This window comes from Primorskyibacter sp. S187A (genome assembly GCF_049800955.1).
In the GTDB taxonomy this organism is placed as follows: domain Bacteria; phylum Pseudomonadota; class Alphaproteobacteria; order Rhodobacterales; family Rhodobacteraceae; genus JAKVBH01.
On record NZ_JBNAGA010000001.1, the window covers coordinates 1,859,754 to 1,878,292 of the forward strand.

An 18,539-nucleotide genomic window follows, 5' to 3' on the forward strand; every position below is an offset into this window, starting at 1 on the left:
AGGGTATGCTATCGTGTGCCGAATAACGGAGGAGACACCCATGCGCTGGACCCCATTTGCCACGCCAATCGTCCTGGCCACTTGCATGTTTGCAGCCCCTGCTCTGGCGGCAGATGACCCACAGGTCCCGCTGAATGATCCACTGAATTCCGGCATGTGGGATTACCATCAGGTCAACCTGCTGGGCGATCCCGCCGAGATCCAGTTCGATGACCGGGTCCGTGTCTTGGCGCCAGCCAGCGCCGAGGACAGCCTGAATGTGCCCCTTCTCGTGGATGCGACTGCGCTGGAAAATGTGGAGAAAATCGTCGTCACCGCAGATTACGGCCCGATCCCCCATATCCTGACCTTCTACCCCAAGGAGGCCGACGCCAAGCTCGCCCTGCGCTTCAAGATTGATCAGGGCACAGCGATCCGGGCCTCGGTTCAGACCAAAGACGGCGCCTGGCACATCGGAGGGACCTATATTGACGCCGCAGGCGGCGGGTGTACGGCCCCGGCCCATGCCTATGCCAACGCCAATTGGGAAGAGGAAATGGGCAAGATCAACGGCCGCGTCTGGACCGATACGGGCCGCGTGCGTTTCGTCGTGGACCATCCGATGGACACAGGGCTTGCGGGCGATATTCCCGTCTTCATCATCACAGACCTTAAGCTGACGTCCGAGGATGGGACAGAGATGGCCCATATCGAATTGCATGAACCTGTGAATGAGGACCCCGCCTTCACGCTCTACTTTGATCCCGAAGAAGTGCAAACCGCCATGGCGCTCACCGGACGGGACAATAACGGCAATGAAATCGACGGCCTTTTGAGCACCGGCTGGACCAACTGATGCCCCTGACAAGACGTAAGACGCTGGGTTTGCTCGCCGCAGCCTCCGCTCTCCCTGTGCCTGCCATGGCGCGCATGAGCTATGCGCTCGAGCCGCGCGCGGTTGCCGATGGGGTCTGGATGATCGAAGGCGCGCGCGAGTATTTCTCCATGGAAAACGGCGGCGCGATTGTGAACATTGCGCTTCTCAAGGGCGACACCGGCATGATCGTCATCGATACCGGCCCGTCGCTGCGCTACGGAGAGGCCCTGCGCGATGCGATCCGGCGGATCGATCTTCGGGGGCCATCTGTGGTGATCAATACGCACCACCATCCCGATCATTTCTTTGGCAATATCGCCTTCGCCTCCGTGCCCAAACGCGCCATCGGCGCGACGATCCTTGCGGCGCAATCGGAGGGTGACGGGTTTTCTGACAATATGTACCGCCTTCTGGGAGACTGGATGCGCGGGACGGAAGTCATCCCGCCCTCCGAGGTCATCGAGGGGGGAGAGATCGTCATAGACGGGCGCGCGTTTCAGGCTCTGCCCCTGGCCGGGCATACTGACGGGGACCTGGCGCTCATCGATCAAACGACCGGCATCCTGATTGCGGGCGACCTCGCCTTTCTGGACCGCGCACCGACAACGCCCCATGCCGATCTCGCGCAATGGCAAGAGAGCCTGCAACGTCTCAGCGCGGCCGCACCTGCTGCGGTTTTGCCGGGTCATGGCCCGTTTGAGAGCGGGCAGCGCGCCTTGCAGCAGACGTCTGATTATCTGAGCTGGCTCGATGGACGGCTACGCGAAGCCGCGCGCGGCGGCGAGGATATGGTCGAGATCATGTTGAGTGACTTACCCGCGCAATGGGCCGCACTTGGCGCCATGCCGCAGGAGTTTGAACGGTCCGTGGCCCATCTTTATCCGGACCTGGAGCGCACGATCCTGCCTGCCGCCAACTGACGGGCGCCTATTCAGCGGCGGCAGCCTCTGCATCGGATTTAAGCCGTGTACGGAACGCCACGGAAATATGGCCCTTCAGCGCCCCGTAGGCGGCATCCTCGTCCCGCGCGGCAATCGCATCGACAATGGCATCATGTTCGCTCAGAGCGATCTCGGAGCGCCCCTGTGCAGCCAACGACGTGGTCGCCATAAGCGCCATGGAGCGATAGACGAGATCCAGCTGTTGAACGAGATAGCGGTTGTGTGAGGCGAGATGAATTTGCCGGTGAAACCGACGGTTCGCGCGCGCCAGAGCGTTGGGATCTGACATCAGCTTGCGGTCTTCCTCGATCATGTCGCGCAAGACCTGCACTTCCTCGTCTGTCGCATGTTTGGCCGCCAAACGCGCCGCCAGGCCCTCCAGTTCAGAGCGAACGACATAGAGCTCGGCCATCTGATTGTGGTCCAGTGACGCCACAATCAGAGATCGGCCGTCACGCGCCAAAAGAGATTGCGTTTCAAGGCGTTGCAAGGCTTCCCTAATCGGCGTTCGAGACACGCCGAAGCGGTCCGCCAGATCACTTTCCACCAAACGGTCACCGGGTCGGAACACGCCCACGTCAATCGCCTCGAGGATCATGGAATACGCGTCCTTCTGGCCGGATTTCTGGCCCAGATTCTGGCCCAGACTCTGGCCTGTGCGATCATTGCCCATGCGATGTGTCCTCTTTTCCTTACACTTTGCAGCATGGAACCAAACCTGCCCACACGCAAGACCCGCTCACCACCTGTGGACGTGCGCCCGCCTGCGCGCTAGATCCCGCAACATGGCAAAACAGCATTTCTCACATGTAGACACATGGGTCTTCGATCTGGACAACACGCTCTATGATCCGGCAACGCGGCTCTTTGATCAGATCGAACCAAGGATGACCGATTGGGTGATGCGCGTCACAGGCGCCACACGTGCGGAAGCGGATGTCCTGCGCCGGACCTATTGGCGGGAGCATGGCACGACCTTGGCCGGGCTGATGCGCGAGCATGGCGTGGACCCGCACGAATACCTGCATGATGTGCACCAGATTGACTTCTCGGTCCTCTCTGTGGACCCGGAATTGCGCCACCACATCACCGCCCTGCCGGGGCGCAAAATCGTCTACACAAACGGCAGCGCGCCCTATGCCGAAAACGTGCTGGCCGCACGTGGCCTGTCAAACCTCTTTGACGCCATCTATGGCGTGGAACATGCAGGCTTTCATCCCAAGCCCGATGCTGCGGCCTTTGAGGCGGTGTTCGCCCGTGACGGCGTCGCGCCAGAGCGCGGCGCCATGTTTGAAGACGATCCGCGCAATCTCAAAGTGCCCCACGATCTGGGCATGGCAACGATCCTTGTGGCACCAAAACCAGAGCCCGCACCGCATATTCACCACCACACCAGCAATTTGTCTCAATTCCTCGGCACAATCATCGCCCCTGCGACCGCCTAACGCAGCGAATTCCTGCATTTCAAACTTATCTTTCCATCGACACAAAATGGAGAGTGAGATGGCCGTACAAGAGATCCCCAACCAGCACAGCGCAGCGACGCGCATGGCTCTGTCCATCCCGGTTCTGGGATGGATCCTGCGCGATTTGCTGCATGGGGCCGCGGACAATATCTATTATCTGCTCGCCGCACTCATGACGCTGTGGATCCTCGCGGTGATGACATGGGGTCTTGTGGCGTTGACACTTGTCGCTGTGACCATGGTTCCGGTGATTTTCACGCTGCTCATCCTCATCACCTGGGGTTAGCGCATCACCGCGGCGTGCCCGGGTGAATGGCCGCATTGCCGCGCTGCGCCTCGCGGCCTAGATAAAAGTGGCGAAGCAGCGAGGGTCTTATGGATCACGATATCATCATCGCCGGAGGCGGCATTGCCGGGCTAACAGCCGCGGCGGCCTTCGGGCAACAAGGATTTTCTGTGCTGATCGTGGATCCGGCGCCGCCGGTGACGTCTCGCGAGGCGGACGGGGCGGACTTGCGGACGACGGCATTTCTACAGCCTGCGCGCAGCTTTCTGGAAGGTGCCGGGCTCTGGGATCGCCTGGCGCCCCACGCCATGCCGCTGGAGACCATGCGTATCATCGATGCGGGCGGTGCAGAGCCCGTTGCCCGGGTGAGCCGTGAGTTTGACAGCGAAGACATCTCTGATCAGCCCTTTGGATGGAACCTGCCCAATTGGCTCTTGCGCCGCGAGATAGTGGCCCGGCTGGAGGAGATGCCCGAGGTTACTTTCTTGCCCGGAATCAAGGCGACAGGGCTCTTTACCCGCACGAACGAAGCCCGCGTGCGCCTGTCGAACGGTAAGGTGGCGCGGTGCAAACTGGCGATCGCCTGTGACGGGCGCAACTCAACCCTGCGGCAGGCGGCAGGCATTGATGTGAAGACAACGCGCTTTGGCCAAAAAGCCCTCGCCTTTGCGGTCACGCACCCGATCCCGCATGGCAATATCTCAACCGAGATCCACCGGACAGGCGGGCCCTTCACGCTGGTGCCCCTGCCAGACCTCGATGGCCGCCCCTCCTCTGCAATTGTCTGGATGGAAGACGGCCCGCGCGCCCAAGAGCTCTACGAGATGGGCGAGCCTGAGTTTGAAGCGGAGATGCTCGCGCGCTCCACTGGCCTGCTCGGACCGCTCAAACTGGCATCGCGCAAGACCCTCTGGCCTATCATCAGCCAACACGCAGAGCGGTTGAACGGCGAGCGACTGGCGCTGGTTGCCGAAGCCGCCCATGTCGTGCCGCCCATCGGGGCGCAAGGTCTCAACATGTCGCTCAAGGATATGGCTGCCTTGCTGGAACTGGCCCAGAAGAGCCCGGAGACATTGGGCGACGCGGCGATGCTGGAGGCCTATCACCGCGCGCGCATTCTGGACATTCGCGCCCGCGTTGCCGGGATCACCTTGCTCAATCGCACATCACAACAAAGTGCCGCCCTCTTGCGCGATGCCCGCGCCAAGGGGATCGAGGCGCTGCATGGTGTCAAACCGGTGCGCACAGCATTGATGCGACTGGGTTTGGGCGCGGGCTGAACCGCACGCGCCCATCAGGCCACATTAGTCCGGGAAGACCTGGTCAATGGCGCGCTTCAAGCGCGCGACTGTGCCTTCCACATCGTAGAGCTTGTCGAGGCCGAAAAGGCCCAGGCGGAAGGTTGCGAAATCCGCTGGCTCATCACATTGCAAGGGCACACCTGCTGCGATTTGCATGCCAAGTGCGGCAAAAGCGCGGCCCGACTGGACCTCGGGATCATTGGTGTAACTCACGACAACGCCCGGCGCACCGAAGCCATCTGCGGCAACGCTCTTGATGCCTTTTTCAGCCAGCAAAGTACGTACAGAACGCCCCAGATCCCATTGGTTTTCCTGCAACTTCTTAAAACCGTAGTCACGTGTTTCAAGCATGGTATCGCGGAAGGCCCGCAAGGCATCCGTTGGCATTGTCGCGTGGTATGCGTGACCGCCGCCCTCATAGGCTTGCATGATCTGGTGCCATTTCTTCAGATCGATGGCGAAACTGTCTGAGGTCGTATGCTCCAAGCGTTCGACGGCGCGCTCCGACATCATCACAAGCCCCGCAGACGGCGAGGCAGACCAGCCCTTTTGCGGCGCCGAGATCAACACGTCCACACCCGTCGCTTTCATGTCGACCCAGGCACAGCCCGAAGCGATACAATCCAAAACCATGAGCGCGCCGACCTCATGGGCCGCTGCAGCCAATGCACTGATGTAGCTGTCAGGCAGGATGACACCTGCGGAGGTCTCTACGTGCGGTGCGAAGACGATATCGGGCTGTTGCTCGCGAATTTGCGCAACAACCGTCTCAATCGGCGCAGGCAAGAAGGCCGATTGCGAGGCATTATCCATGCGGCGCGCCTTCATGACCCATGTGTTGCGCGTGAAGCCACCGGCTTCAAAGATCTGGCTCCAGCGATAGGAGAACCACCCGTTACGCACCACAAGCACATCGGCATCCCGCGCAAACTGACGCGCCACGGCCTCCATCCCATAGGTCCCGCCGCCGGGAATGATCGCCACGGCGTCAGCGGCATAAACCTCTTTCAGCATGGACGAGATATCGTTCATTACGCCCTGAAAGGTCGCTGACATATGGTTCAGGGATCGATCGGTAAAAACGACGGAAAACTCTTCAAGACCCTGAGGGTCAACTGTATCGAGCAAAGCTGGCATGTTCCGGGATACTCCTCTTTGTTAAAGGGATTAAATCACGCTCCCATGGAAGGCAAAGTCTACTTTTGCATACCATGATACCGTGCGCAGCCATTTCACTTTAAAGAACGCGGCGTAAAGCTCTGTAAACCTTGCAAATTGGCGCAAATTGTGAGCACACTAACGGTGGTTGGGGCTGATTCGATGAGATCAGTTACGAGGTTTACATGACATCGCGAAATCTACTGGTGGCCTTAGCCGCCTCAACCATGCTGGCCACGCCATTGGCGGCCGCAACAATCGGGTCGTTTGACGACTCCCGGACTGTTGGCAACTGGTACCTGACGGGTGCCAAATACGACAGTCTCTCCGCCACAATCGAAGGCTCTGGGAGCACCATCGCAGAGGCGACCTCTGTGATCACGTCCGAGTATCTGGACGGCGTTGACGCTTTCTACACGGGGTCCATCGACAGCGATGCCCGCACGGATGGCCATTCGACCGACGCCGAATTGCTGGCCCTGCAAAGCTGGGTGAGCGCAGGCGGCTTGCTCGTCATCGGCGGGGAAAACGCCAAGTTTACCGACAATGCCAATTCCTGGATGAACGCTTTCGGCCTGACACTGACCGCGGGCAAGCATTCAGAAGGCACCTTCTCGAATTCCTCCCACGCGTTGATGGACGGAGTGACCGCCGGCGCAGAGCTGGGCGCTCTGAGTGGTGGTGCATTTGCTGATGGCGATTTTGACATTCTCGCCTCAACCGATGGCGGGGCGGCGATTGTCGCGAAGAGCTACGGGCTGGGCACAGTCGTCGCTCTGGCCGATGGCAACTTCTGGGACGATGGCCCGTCACGGGGCGAAAAGCGATATTCAGAGAACACGGCTCAATTCGCCGCAAACCTCTTTGGCGCGGAACAGCCCCTGCGGTCAGCCATTACCCTGCCCTCGCCTGTGCCACTTCCGGCATCCCTGCCCCTGGCGCTCGCCGGTTTGGGCGGCCTTCTCGCATTGCGGCGCAAACGCGCAGCGGCCTGATACCGACGGGTCAATTCAAATCAGCGCGCTGTGGCGAAAGCCGCGGCGCGTTGTCTTTTGAGGTTTCTTGCCGTCAAAGAGGCCCCGGCAGACGCTCTTCTGACAGCAGCACATTGGCTTCCACTTGCCCCGCGCCGGGCAAGGTCATGATCCGGCGGCGCAGCACGCGCTCGAAATCCGAGATATCCCGCGCAACGACACGCAAGCGATAATCATAAAGCCCCAGCACATGCTCCACGGTTTGCACCTCCGGGATCGCGCGCACCGCACGTTCGAAATCCTCCAGAGACACGCGGCCTTTTGTGGCCAGCTTGACCCCCAGAAAAACCGTGACGCCGAAGCCGAGTTTCTCCCGATCCAGCCGGACCTGCGCCCCGCGCAGAACATCTGCATCCCGCAAGCGCTTGATCCGGCGCCAGACGGCAGGCTGCGACAGGCCGGTCTCGCGCGCGAGCGAGGCGGCCGAGCGCGAAGCATCCGTTTGCATCGCGCGCAGCAAGGCCAGATCGATGGCATCCACCTCTGTCATAGCGGCAAATCCTCCGCATCCTTGATGCGCGCCACATGCATCAAGGCCTCGATGTCAGAGATATGAGGCAAGGTCAGAATGCGCGCGCGGTAGATCTCTTGATAATGGGCCAAGTCCCGCGCAATCAGAGAGACCCGCGCATCCACCGAGCCCACAAAGGTTTGCAGCTCCAAGACCTCCGGAATTCGTCTGGCCTCTGCGAGGAAGGCATCGAAGGCACGAGGCTCGAATTTATCCAGCGTGATGCGCAGCGAAACTTCGACACTGTATCCCAACGCAACCCAATTGATCCGCGCGCCGACACCTTCAATGACGCCAGCTTGCTCCATGGCAGCCAAGCGTCGCGCCAGCGTTGCAGGCGTGACGTTGGCCCGCTCTGCGAGGGCGGATTGCGGCGCATCAGGCTCGGCTTGAAACTGCCGGAGGATTCGTCGGTCTGCATCGCTCAACATGATTTTCGCGATATAAGCCGATCCAGCGCATAACTCCATCGCAATTTGGTAAATGATGCTCGATTTTGATGCGGATATACGGGTGGGATCGCTATTTTGCCCGCAATGACACCCTGAAATGGAGAAAAACCCATGCGCGTATATTACGATCGCGATTGCGATGTGAACCTCATCAAAGACATGAAAGTCGCCATTCTGGGCTACGGCTCCCAAGGCCATGCCCATGCGCTGAACCTGCGCGATTCCGGCGCCAAGAATGTCGTCGTGGCCCTGCGCGAAGGCTCGCCCTCCGCGGCGAAAGCCGAAGGCGAAGGCCTCCAGGTCATGGGCATCGCGGAAGCCGCAGCCTGGGCCGATCTGATCATGTTCACCATGCCCGATGAACTTCAGGCGGAAACATACAAGAAATACGTCCATGACAATCTGCGCGAAGGTGCGGCGATTGCTTTTGCCCACGGTCTCAACGTCCATTTTGGTCTGATCGAGCCCAAAGAAGGCGTAGACGTCATCATGATGGCGCCCAAGGGCCCCGGCCACACCGTGCGCGGCGAATACACCAAAGGCGGCGGCGTGCCCTGCCTTGTGGCCGTGCACAACGATGCCTCCGGCAAGGCGCTCGAGATTGGCCTCAGCTATTGCTCCGCCATCGGCGGCGGCCGCTCGGGCATCATCGAGACGAATTTCCGCGAAGAATGTGAGACCGACCTCTTTGGCGAACAGGCCGTTCTCTGTGGTGGCCTCGTGGAACTCATCCGCATGGGCTTCGAGACATTGGTCGAGGCGGGTTATGCGCCCGAAATGGCCTATTTCGAATGCCTGCACGAAGTGAAGCTGATCGTGGATCTGATCTATGAAGGCGGCATCGCCAACATGAACTACTCGATCTCCAACACAGCTGAATATGGCGAATATGTCTCCGGTCCGCGGGTCCTGCCCTACGACGAGACAAAGGCCCGCATGAAAGCGATCCTGACAGACATCCAGACCGGCAAGTTCGTCCGCGACTTCATGTCTGAAAACCAGGTCGGCCAGCCCTTCTTCAAAGGCACCCGCCGCATCAACGATGCGCACCAGATCGAAGAAACAGGCGAGAAACTGCGCGGCATGATGCCCTGGATCTCCGAAGGCAAGATGGTCGACAAGTCCAAGAACTAAGACAGGTTCTGACGTGAAAACGAAAACGGCACCTGCGATGCAGGTGCCGCTTTTTTTGTATTTTGTTGTGCCTCAAGCGGCCTTGCGGCGCCCCCATGCGAGGAACGGCAAGGCGGCCATGAACAGCAACCCACTGGCCGGCAGTGGCACAGGCGCAAGCGTCGCAACCTCGCGTATGATCGAGGATGCACCACCGCGGGGAACAAGCGACGTCCAGACGAGATCGCCCTCGGCGACCAGTTCGCTCGACACACCGCTGAAGGTCACGAAATCACCCTCTTCGGGGGTCCAGACGGCCCCCACGACGCTCCCGTCAACCGCCCCGAGCGTAGGCCCGTTGCTGCCACCGCTGGTAGATGTCGCATCCCAACCGGCCGGCAGATCCGTGAAAAACAACCTGCCCTCAGGGAAGATCGCCGGAGCACCGAATGTAGCATCGCCAATGACAAACCAATCCCAGCCCCAGCCCGCTTCCAGCGTGCCATCGGCATTGTCGGCGGTCAGGGTAAAGTCGTATTGGTAGCTTCCGCCGAGATCCGTGACGGAATACTCCAGACTGATCGGTGCGGCGGCGGCCATATATGTAGAAGCAGCCAGCAACGCGGCGGCGGAAACAAGTGTTTTCATGATAACCTTCAAAAATGATGCGCCCCCAACAGATGTTAGACGCGACAAATTCGTTGCAAATGTGGCGCGTCTTTGTCCGATCTTTGAACGAGCTGATGCGGCCGGGGAAATCATCTCAGGTCTGGAGATTTGGCTTGCATGCGGGTTGAGAGACGGTATTCGCCTGAGAGGTTGAATATCGCACGAATTTTGATGAGCAGGACGCCATGCGCGACAGCCCGGACATCTCGATCAAGGATTGGCTCATGGTCGCCGCTTTGGGTTTGACCTGGGGCGGGACCTTTCTGGTCATCGAGCTGGCTCTCGAGGGGATCACCCCCTTTTGGCTGGCCGCGGCCCGCATTGGGTTTGCGGCGCTTCTGATGTGCCTGATTTGGCGCGTCATGGGGGGAAAGCTCTGGCGCGTTCCGGAGGTTGGCCCTGCCGCATGGGGTCAACTGCTGACCGTCGGGCTGTTGTCCTCCGCCGTGCCCTTCATGCTGCTCAGCTGGGGGCAACAATACGTGACCTCCGGCTTTGCCGGGGTGTCCATGGCGGCGGTTGCCCTGATTGTCCTGCCGCTGGCGCATTTCCTCGTTCCTGGCGAACGCATGACATTGCGGCGCGCTCTGGGCTTCGTGATTGGCTTTGTGGGCGTGGTCATCCTGATCGGAGGGCAAGCCTTTGAGGCGACGGGCGCAGCGCTGGAGACACCGGGCCGTCTGGCCTGCCTGGGCGCTGCGGCCTGCTACGCGATCTCATCGGTCACGTTGCGGCGCATGCCAGAGATTGATCCGATCGGGGTCTCGGCCATACTGCTGGTGATCGGTGCGATTGTCGTCATCCCAACCGCATGGATCGTCGAAGGGCCGCCACCATTGCCCGATCTGCGCACGATCCTCATCCTTGCCTTTTTGGGCCTCGTCCCAACAGCCGCAGCCAATCTGCTGCGCACGCTGGTCATTCAAAGCGCCGGCCCGGTGTTCATGAGCCTTGTGAACTATCAAGTGCCGGTCTGGTCGGTCGTTCTGGGAGCATTGATCCTGAGCGAACCCCTGCCCTCGTCGCTGCTCTTGGCGCTGACCTTGATCCTTGCAGGCGTCGGTTTGAGCCAATACGGCGCCTTGAAGCGCTTGTTTTCGAGGATGACGCGTTCAGCGCGACACTAATTCTCAATCCGAGAACAATTCAAATTGATGTCCCGCATTGTCTGTCTCGGTGAAACAATGGCGCGGCTGATCGCCCCTTTGCCACGGAAAAGCCAGAATTCGCTTGGGACGGCAATGTTCGTGAGCTAAGACCCGCTCAAGCAAATCAAAAGGATTGACCATGAAATTGACCAGTATCGCAGCTGCATTTGCACTGTCGGCTCTCGCCACGACAAGCCACGCGGCTCTTGTAAACGGTGACCTTGAAACCGGTGAACTGGGCCCCTGGGTTCTGGATCGCACGCAATTCGCTACTGGTGAGTTCGACCCCTGGGCCATTCGGGAAGGTGGCGCAAACAGCGGCCAATTCTCCATGACGGCCACGAACAACATCGAAGTCCTTCAAGTCTTTGATGGCATCGACACGATGGACATCACTGAAGTCTCCTTTGCTGCCAAGCATCAAGGTTTGGGCGATGCCCTCGCCGTTACGCTGTTCTATGACACGGAGAGCGACGAGAACATTGTGCGCACCACTGGCGATGAGTGGAACCTGTTCAACATCACGGATCTCCTCCGCGCCAATTCCGTGCTGACCGGGATCTCCTTCTTCGGCAACCGCACTGGCTGCCCCGGCGGCGATTGCACACGCACATTCATCGATGACGTTGTAATCTCCGTCACGGCCCCCGTGCCGCTGCCCGCAGGGTTGCCGCTTCTGGGCGGTGCATTGGCGATGGTTGGCTTCGCAGGGTGGCGTCGCAAGGCGGCCTGATCGCCTCACGTCACATCATGAATTCAAAGGAACCGCTCCTCTTACGAGGGGCGGTTTTTTCATGTGGTCGCCGCGTCAACCTCGGCCACCACGCTGTCGACACAGCGTTCCATCAAACCGGCATCCTCACATTCCGCCATCACGCGGATCAAAGGCTCTGTGCCGGACTTCCGGATGAGCAAGCGGCCCTGCCCCTCAAGCGCGGCTTCCGCCTCCGCAATAGCAGCCTTGACCTGCGCCATCTCCAAAGGCACCTGACCAGCTGTGTAACGCACATTCTTCAGGAGCTGCGGCACAGGCTCAAAGACACGCACCAGCTCAGACGCCCTTTGACCAGAGCGCGCCATCTCCGCAAGAAATTGCAGACCCGCCATCAAACCATCTCCGGTCGTGGCGTAATCCGTCATGACGATATGGCCCGATTGCTCACCGCCGAGGTTAAACCCATTGGCCCGCATTGCCTCCACGACATAACGATCGCCAACGCCGGTGCGGTGCAAATCGATCCCCTGATCGCCCAGATAACGCTCAAGCCCAAGGTTCGACATGACTGTGGAGACAAGCGTCTTGCCTGCCAAACGGTCCTCTTCGGCCCATCTGGAGGCGAAGAGTCCCATGATCTGATCGCCATCGGCCACGGCGCCCGTCTCATCGATCAGGATGATCCGATCCGCGTCGCCATCGAGGCAAATGCCGATATCCGCCCCATGGGCCACAACGGTTTCTGCCGCCAGTTGAGGTTTGGTCGAGCCGCAATCGCGGTTGATGTTGAGACCGTCGGGAGACACCCCCACAGGAACCACCTCCGCGCCCAGCTCCCAAAGAACTTCCGGAGCCGCGCGATAGGCCGCGCCATTGGCGCAATCCACGACAACCTTGATCCCATTCAGGCGCATGCCTGCGGGAAAGGATGATTTCACCCGTTCCACATAACGGAAAAGCCCGTCATCGATCCGCTGCGCGCGGCCGATCTCATTGGCATCCACCAGATCGACGCCTTCCTCGACAAGCTTTTCAATCTCGCTTTCCACATCATCGGACAGTTTGAAGCCATCGGGCCCGAAAAACTTGATGCCGTTGTCTGCCGCCGGGTTGTGCGATGCCGATATCATGATGCCCAGATCCGCACGCATCGACGGCGTCAGCAAGCCCACCGCAGGCGTTGGGACAGGCCCCAGCAACAGCACATTCATACCCGTGGACGTCAGGCCCGCCGTCAGCGCATTCTCAAACATATAACCGGACAGCCGCGTGTCCTTGCCGATCACGACCCGGTGAACCCCGGAGGCTTCGCGCCGGAAATACCGCCCCACAGCCGCACCCAGACGCAGCGCAAGCTCAGCTGTCATGGGCGTTGTATTCGCGCGCCCCCGGATGCCGTCCGTTCCAAAGTATTTACGCGCCATGGCTCTCTCCATCTCTGACGGCTGCCCACAGGCGCAGCGCCTGTTTGGTCTCTGCCACATCATGGACCCGCAAGATCTGCGCGCCCTGCCCCGCTGCCGCCAATGCCACCGCAATGGAGCCCGGCATGCGGCTCTTGGGATCCTGCGCCTTGCCAATATCGCGAATGAAGCCCTTGCGCGACGCCCCGATCAGAATGGGGACCCCGTGGCCGTGAAACAGGCTCAGATTGTTGATCAAACGCAGGTTCTGCGCACCGGTTTTGCCGAACCCCAATCCCGGATCGATGACGATCCGCGCGCGCGGTATGCCCAGATCCTGCACGCGCGCAATCTGCACGCCGAGGAAATCATAGATATCCAACAACAGATTGTCGTAATCCGTCTTGCTCGCCATGACTTCGGGAATATCGGACGTGTGCATGATACAGACAGGCAGATGATGGGATGCGCAGAACTTGGCCAGCTCGGGATCAAATGTGAAACCGGAGACGTCATTGACCATGCTTGCGCCCGCGCCCACGGCGGCCTGCGCTACCGTACTTTTGCGGGTATCAATCGAAATCGGCACGTTGATGCGGCTGGCCAGCGCCGTGACGGCGGGCTCAACCCGCGCGATCTCGGCCTCAACCGGCACCTCCAAAGCGCCCGGCCGCGTGCTCTCGCCACCGATATCGATCATGTCCGCGCCATTGGCGGCCATCGTCATCCCATGGGCAGCAGCATGCGCTGCGCCGTGATGATCCCCGCCATCCGAGAAACTGTCAGGCGTGACATTCAAAATGCCCATGATCCGCACCTGATCCATCATGAGCCCTGCAATCGGCGCGCGCGGCGCGGTCAGGCAAGTGAGCATACGCGAATGCACCGCCTCGACAGGCACGATCCGAGCCGGCTCGTCCCGGCTCAACACCTCCGCATGGGTGAACCACAAAGGCCCGCCTGCGAGAAGGGCCGCGCCAGGCTGGCGCACGGGGCCTTGCTGCACAAGTGGCCTGTAGTAACGCCGATACGGTTTAAAAGAGGACATATTAGGTCTTTAATTCAAGGAAGTTATTCAATCCAGCGCAGCGCGCGTGGCAGGCACGATCCGCACCGGGCCGCGCATGTGTTCGGGCGCATTCTCGCCGATCACAAGAAATTCTTCCGCATCCAGCGTATCGGCCAGCCAGGCGGCGAGCGCCACAGCATCGCGCGGCTGGGTCTTGGGACCCTCGACAGCATCCAGCACGATCTTCGAAGGCGCCCAAAGGCTGATCTGGTCATTTTTCATGCCCCAGTCGATTTCAGTGCGGGTATCCACGACGACGCACCGCGCATCACGCGCGGCCAGCGACCAGCCATTTTGCTCGATGGACAGCAGATCGATCCGCCGCTGGGTCATCGCATGGCCCGTGGTCAGGCGCTGTGTGTCAGGCAGGCCGACGCAGAAGATCACCGGGGCCTCCTGCTGTTGCAGCCAGTCGATCCAGGTCGTCAAATGCGCGGATGCAATCGCTTCATTGGACAGATAGACCACACGCGGATGGGGTTTCGCCTCTGATAGCGCTTCCACGATCTCGGGCTTGAGGTCATCGCGCGCACGCACGATTTCAACCCCAAGCGCACCCGGGCCGCGATCCAGCTTTTCAATCCGCACAAACACCCTCTGGGCTTGCGGCTCGAGCAACACACGGTCCGCCACGCGCTCGGCCAGCGTTTCCAGCAAGTTCAGCCGCTCGGCCGCCAGCTCATGTGCGATGGCCTCGGTTATCCGATCATAGCTCAAAATCGTATCGACATCATCGGCCAGCGGATCCGCGATCGGAACAACCTCCACCACGACGTTGAAACAAATACGCTGCGTTGTCCCACGTTCTGCCTGAAACGCGCCGATCTCTACATCGACGATATGTTCGCGCAGGGAAATCCGGTCCAACGGCGCTACGGACGTGGCCGCAGCACGCTCGGAGGGATGAGCAAAAGCAAGGTGTATGTCGTTGGTCACGTCGCTTGGTCCTCGATATGCATGCGGTGCGCCGAACAGAGCCCGGCCGCGTCATTGCGATGCAATCTTATGCGTTAGTTGGACGATACGCGCCAGACATGACGATAGAATTTATGAACTCCGACCGTCGTTGTATGGGTGTAGGTGCGTGACCAATTCGGGCGAACGGCCGTCGTGTGGTAATGCGTGGCCCCTTTCGTCAGGGTCCGCTTTGCGCCGTTCAGCATGACATGGGCAATCTTGCCAACCCGCTCCCAGGCGCGCGGCTCGTTGATCCTCTCCGGCCGCCCATCGCAGGTATAGGTGAACTGACAGGCATAGCGTTTGCCAGTGCCCTGATTGATCACACCACAAACCGAATTTGGAAAACGCGGATGATCCACACGGTTCAGGATGACCTCAGCAACCGCAGCCTGCCCCTTGATGCTTTCACCCCGTGCTTCGAAATACAGCGCCTCCGCGAGACAACGCCACTCTGCTCCGCCCTTCACTTTGGGCTGCGCGGCCAGCCATTCACGCGTGAAACTGATGCGCGGACCCGCCGCCTGCGGACGCAGGGATTCCTTGGGCGCCAGCACCCGTTTCATCGTCGCCCCGGGCACGCGCGCAATGCCCGCGTCCTCAACAGCCAGCAAACGCTGCGCCGTCCCCGTGACAGGCTCCGCAATCGCGGCAATCGGCGAGAGCACCACAGAGAGTGCAAATAGGCAGCTCGTAATCGGTCGCATCAACAAGCTCCGAAGGTGGATGCGGCCCCAGGCGCCGCAATTCAACGCCACGTGTTAAGGCAAAATTAAGACAAAAGTCCAGCCAAGCTGGGCGCGCAGACAAGCGGCCTGTGGCCGCAGCACATCAAGACACCTCCAGCTAGGGGGCACAGATTTCCGCGCCACTACATCTTGTCAGCGATTGCACATTGGGCGGCGGCAAGGCGCGCAACCGGAACGCGAAACGGAGAACAGGAGATATAGCTAAAGCCGAGCTCGCGGCAGATGTGAATTGATTCGGGATTGCCACCGTGCTCGCCACAGATCGACAACAGCACCTGCGGTTTGGCCTCTCGCGCCCGCGCGACACCGATCTCGAGCAATTCACCCACGCCTTCGGCATCAAGCACATGGAACGGATCTTCCTCAAAGACACCACGTTGCACATAATCCGACATGAACCGCCCCGCATCATCGCGAGACAGCCCGTAGGTCATCTGCGTGAGATCGTTCGTGCCAAAACTGAGGAAATCACACTGCGCGGCGATCTCGCGGGCCCGAAGTGCGGCACGCGGGGTCTCAACCATGACACCCACATGATAGGTGAAATCACGCCCCTGCTCAGCGCGCACGGCCGCTGCAACGGCATCCAGCCCCATGCGCACCAGCTCGACTTCGCGACGCGCCGAAACCAAGGGGATCATGATCTCCGGCACAACAGGCGCCTGCTCCGTGCTCACCGCGAGCGTCGCCTCAAAAATCGCGCGGGCCTGCATTTCGTAGATTTCAGGCACGGTGATGCCAACGCGTACCCCGCGCAGCCCCAGCATCGGATTGTATTCCGCAAGTGACTCCACCCGTCGCTCAACGTCGGAGACAGGCAGGTCAAGCGCTTCCGCCAATTGCCGCATCCCGGTCTTGTCATGCGGCAAAAACTCATGCAGCGGCGGGTCGAAGAGGCGAATGGTCAGCGGCGCGCCTGCCATCATACGGAAGAGTTCTGTGAAGTCCTGCCGTTGCATCGGCAACAGACGATCCAGCGCAGCGCGCCGGTCCTGCACGCTGTCTGCGAAAATCATCTCGCGCATGACGGTCAGGCGTTCGTTCTCGAAAAACATGTGCTCGGTGCGGCACAGGCCGATGCCTTCGGCCTTGAATCGCTGCGCAAGAGCGGCATCGGCCAACGTGTCGGCATTGGCGCGCACCGCGATATCGCGCTCCGCATCCGCCCAGGACATGAACTTTGTGAAGGCCTCATCCAACGCGGCCTCGCGCATGGGCGGCGCACCGTCCAGCACTTGCCCCGCAGCCCCGTCGAGCGTGATCATGTCGCCTTCGCCGTAGCGGCGACCATCTTCCGAGACAATAACTTTCTTTCGCAAATTGAACGACATACGCGCCGCTCCTACGACACAGGGCAAACCCATACCGCGGCCAATCACGGCCGCGTGTGATGTCATACCGCCGCGCTCGGTCAGGACCCCGGCTGCGACCTGCATGCCACGAATGTCCTCCGGTGAGGTTTCCCGTCGCACCAGAATGGCCGGTTCGCCCCGAGAGGCCGAGGCCTGCGCCGCCGCCGCCGAGAACACGATCCGGCCTGATGCCGCACCGGGGCTTGCGGCAATGCCTGAGCCAATTACGTCGCGGTAGGCATCCGGGTCGATCTGTCGATGCAGCAATTCAGAGAGCGCACGCGGCTCAATACGCATCACGGCTTCCTGTTTGGAGATAATCCCGTCTTCCGCCAGAGCGACCGCGATCCGCAGGGCCGCCCGGTTGGACCGCGGCACGCGTACACCATCAAGAATATGCACGCGCCCGTCCTGCAAAGTGAACTCGACCTGCATCTCCTCGCGAAGCTTGCGTCGCATGGCGCGCGCATGGGCGATGATCTCCGCGTATACATCGGGCACCGTATCTTCCAGCGACGGGCCGCGATCATCCTGCGTCAGATAGAGCGCCTCCGCCCCCTCTCCCAAGGCATCGCGGCCTTGCGATTGCGAGAGATAGCGTCCGGTGATCTGCGGCATGCCGGTCTCGGGATCGACCAATTGCAACACACCAGAGCCGGTTTCCGTCTCGGAGCTGCCCAAACCAAGAGCCATCTGCTGGACCACGAGCCCAAGCCCCGCATCCGCCGGTGCGCCTTTGGCCTGACGCAAAAGACGCGCCGAGGTCCCCTCCCAGGCGCGCGCCATGGAGCGCAGCACCTCGGAAAGCTGTACCGCCGGGTCTTGCGGAAAGGCCTCTTCGGCCTCATCCTCATAGGCCCGCAGCGCTTCGCTCAGGGCATTGGCGCCGTCCGACGTGATATCATCGAACATGTCAGGATCCAGCCGGGCCACATGCACGGCATAGGCTTCCACAAACCGGGTATAGAGCGCAGCAGAAGCATCGCGCCCCAATGCCTCGGAATATTCGATAAATCGGGCATCATTCATGCCGATGTTCAAAATGGCCCCCGGTCCGCCCCAATCCGGATCCTGAGACGACGGGCGGACACACAGCAGAGCATTTTCAGGGAATTGCGCGACGATCTTCTCGATATCTGGCAATTCGCCATTGGCGATCCGGTGCACGGCATCAAAGCTCAAGGCGACCGTGGCCGGCACTGGCAGATCCATCCGCACCAAACGCTGCAAGCATTTGGCCCGTCCGCCATGCGTGTCGGCTTTCATGGGCGCATCCGCCGTGATGGGCGTGATGTGGGGGTTATTGGTGAGCATTGCGCTGTCCCGGGCTATCGCAGCAAAGCATAGCGATGTGCGCGG

19 protein-coding genes are annotated in these 18,539 nt (G+C 60.5%); 9 read left to right on the forward strand and 10 right to left on the reverse strand.

Annotated features, from left to right (window positions below):
* Positions 1-40: 40 nt before the first annotated feature.
* Both ACP15S_RS09265 and ACP15S_RS09270 read left to right on the forward strand, forming a co-directional pair.
* Positions 41-835, forward strand: coding sequence for a quinoprotein dehydrogenase-associated SoxYZ-like carrier (locus tag ACP15S_RS09265; RefSeq protein ID WP_425039282.1), 795 nt, complete (start codon positions 41-43; stop codon positions 833-835).
* Positions 835-1,776, forward strand: coding sequence for a quinoprotein relay system zinc metallohydrolase 1 (locus ACP15S_RS09270; protein ID WP_425039283.1), 942 nt, complete (start codon positions 835-837; stop codon positions 1,774-1,776). The genes ACP15S_RS09265 and ACP15S_RS09270 overlap by 1 nt, the downstream gene beginning before the upstream one ends.
* 7 nt (positions 1,777-1,783) lie before the next feature.
* On the opposite strand, the gene ACP15S_RS09275 is transcribed toward ACP15S_RS09270, so the two are convergent.
* Complete coding sequence (locus ACP15S_RS09275) at positions 1,784-2,470, reverse strand: GntR family transcriptional regulator (protein WP_425039284.1); 687 nt, start codon at positions 2,468-2,470, stop codon at positions 1,784-1,786.
* Between the two features lie 112 nt (positions 2,471-2,582).
* Between ACP15S_RS09275 and ACP15S_RS09280 the strand changes: the two genes are divergently transcribed.
* The 3 genes from ACP15S_RS09280 to ACP15S_RS09290 all read left to right on the forward strand — a co-directional run bounded on the left by ACP15S_RS09280 (position 2,583) and on the right by ACP15S_RS09290 (position 4,829).
* The gene (locus tag ACP15S_RS09280; protein WP_425039285.1) at positions 2,583-3,242 is read left to right on the forward strand and encodes a pyrimidine 5'-nucleotidase; all 660 of its coding nucleotides are present in this window, start codon (positions 2,583-2,585) and stop codon (positions 3,240-3,242) included.
* A 58-nt stretch (positions 3,243-3,300) separates the two neighbouring features.
* Positions 3,301-3,549, forward strand: a complete 249-nt coding sequence (locus ACP15S_RS09285; protein WP_425039286.1) for a hypothetical protein — start codon at positions 3,301-3,303, stop codon at positions 3,547-3,549.
* Positions 3,550-3,638: 89 nt separating this feature from the next.
* On the forward strand, positions 3,639-4,829 hold the full coding sequence (locus tag ACP15S_RS09290; RefSeq protein ID WP_425039287.1) for a UbiH/UbiF family hydroxylase: 1,191 nt from the start codon (positions 3,639-3,641) through the stop codon (positions 4,827-4,829).
* A 24-nt stretch (positions 4,830-4,853) separates the two neighbouring features.
* Here ACP15S_RS09290 and ACP15S_RS09295 read toward each other — a convergent pair whose 3' ends face one another.
* Positions 4,854-5,987: an aminotransferase class V-fold PLP-dependent enzyme gene (locus tag ACP15S_RS09295; RefSeq protein WP_425039288.1), complete on the reverse strand. Its 1,134-nt coding sequence runs from the start codon at positions 5,985-5,987 to the stop codon at positions 4,854-4,856.
* Between the two features lie 206 nt (positions 5,988-6,193).
* Here ACP15S_RS09295 and ACP15S_RS09300 point away from each other — a divergent pair, with 206 nt between their 5' ends.
* On the forward strand, positions 6,194-7,003 hold the full coding sequence (locus tag ACP15S_RS09300; RefSeq protein WP_425039289.1) for a PEP-CTERM sorting domain-containing protein: 810 nt from the start codon (positions 6,194-6,196) through the stop codon (positions 7,001-7,003).
* A 73-nt stretch (positions 7,004-7,076) separates the two neighbouring features.
* Here the strand turns inward: ACP15S_RS09300 and ACP15S_RS09305 are convergent, their stop codons facing one another.
* Both ACP15S_RS09305 and ACP15S_RS09310 read right to left on the reverse strand, forming a co-directional pair.
* Positions 7,077-7,532 (reverse strand): Lrp/AsnC family transcriptional regulator, encoded by a 456-nt coding sequence (locus ACP15S_RS09305; protein WP_425039290.1) that lies wholly within the window; start codon positions 7,530-7,532, stop codon positions 7,077-7,079.
* The gene (locus tag ACP15S_RS09310) at positions 7,529-7,984 is read right to left on the reverse strand and encodes an Lrp/AsnC family transcriptional regulator (protein WP_425039291.1); all 456 of its coding nucleotides are present in this window, start codon (positions 7,982-7,984) and stop codon (positions 7,529-7,531) included. Before ACP15S_RS09310 ends, ACP15S_RS09305 begins: the two co-directional genes overlap by 4 nt.
* Positions 7,985-8,116: 132 nt before the next feature.
* Between ACP15S_RS09310 and ilvC the strand changes: the two genes are divergently transcribed.
* Positions 8,117-9,139 carry a ketol-acid reductoisomerase gene (ilvC, locus tag ACP15S_RS09315; protein ID WP_425039292.1) on the forward strand — a complete coding sequence of 341 codons (1,023 nt, stop codon included), beginning with the start codon at positions 8,117-8,119 and terminating at the stop codon, positions 9,137-9,139.
* Positions 9,140-9,211: 72 nt separating this feature from the next.
* Here the strand turns inward: ilvC and ACP15S_RS09320 are convergent, their stop codons facing one another.
* Positions 9,212-9,766 (reverse strand): hypothetical protein, encoded by a 555-nt coding sequence (locus tag ACP15S_RS09320; RefSeq protein WP_425039293.1) that lies wholly within the window; start codon positions 9,764-9,766, stop codon positions 9,212-9,214.
* A 206-nt stretch (positions 9,767-9,972) separates the two neighbouring features.
* On the opposite strand from ACP15S_RS09320, the gene ACP15S_RS09325 reads away from it, so the two are divergent.
* Positions 9,973-10,914 carry a DMT family transporter gene (locus ACP15S_RS09325; protein ID WP_425039294.1) on the forward strand — a complete coding sequence of 314 codons (942 nt, stop codon included), beginning with the start codon at positions 9,973-9,975 and terminating at the stop codon, positions 10,912-10,914.
* A gap of 160 nt (positions 10,915-11,074) precedes the next feature.
* The gene (locus ACP15S_RS09330) at positions 11,075-11,668 is read left to right on the forward strand and encodes a VPLPA-CTERM sorting domain-containing protein (protein ID WP_425039295.1); all 594 of its coding nucleotides are present in this window, start codon (positions 11,075-11,077) and stop codon (positions 11,666-11,668) included.
* A gap of 59 nt (positions 11,669-11,727) precedes the next feature.
* Here ACP15S_RS09330 and glmM read toward each other — a convergent pair whose 3' ends face one another.
* The 5 genes from glmM to ACP15S_RS09355 form a co-directional block, all read right to left on the reverse strand.
* A complete protein-coding gene (glmM, locus tag ACP15S_RS09335) occupies positions 11,728-13,074 on the reverse strand; it encodes a phosphoglucosamine mutase (protein WP_425039296.1) in 1,347 nt (448 codons plus the stop codon).
* Positions 13,064-14,101, reverse strand: a complete 1,038-nt coding sequence (gene folP / locus ACP15S_RS09340; protein ID WP_425039297.1) for a dihydropteroate synthase — start codon at positions 14,099-14,101, stop codon at positions 13,064-13,066. Before folP ends, glmM begins: the two co-directional genes overlap by 11 nt.
* A 27-nt stretch (positions 14,102-14,128) precedes the next feature.
* Positions 14,129-15,058 carry a dihydroneopterin aldolase gene (locus ACP15S_RS09345; RefSeq protein ID WP_425039298.1) on the reverse strand — a complete coding sequence of 310 codons (930 nt, stop codon included), beginning with the start codon at positions 15,056-15,058 and terminating at the stop codon, positions 14,129-14,131.
* A gap of 74 nt (positions 15,059-15,132) precedes the next feature.
* Positions 15,133-15,786: a cell wall hydrolase gene (locus tag ACP15S_RS09350; RefSeq protein ID WP_425039299.1), complete on the reverse strand. Its 654-nt coding sequence runs from the start codon at positions 15,784-15,786 to the stop codon at positions 15,133-15,135.
* Between the two features lie 164 nt (positions 15,787-15,950).
* On the reverse strand, positions 15,951-18,494 hold the full coding sequence (locus ACP15S_RS09355; RefSeq protein WP_425039300.1) for a putative PEP-binding protein: 2,544 nt from the start codon (positions 18,492-18,494) through the stop codon (positions 15,951-15,953).
* Positions 18,495-18,539: the final 45 nt, after the last annotated feature.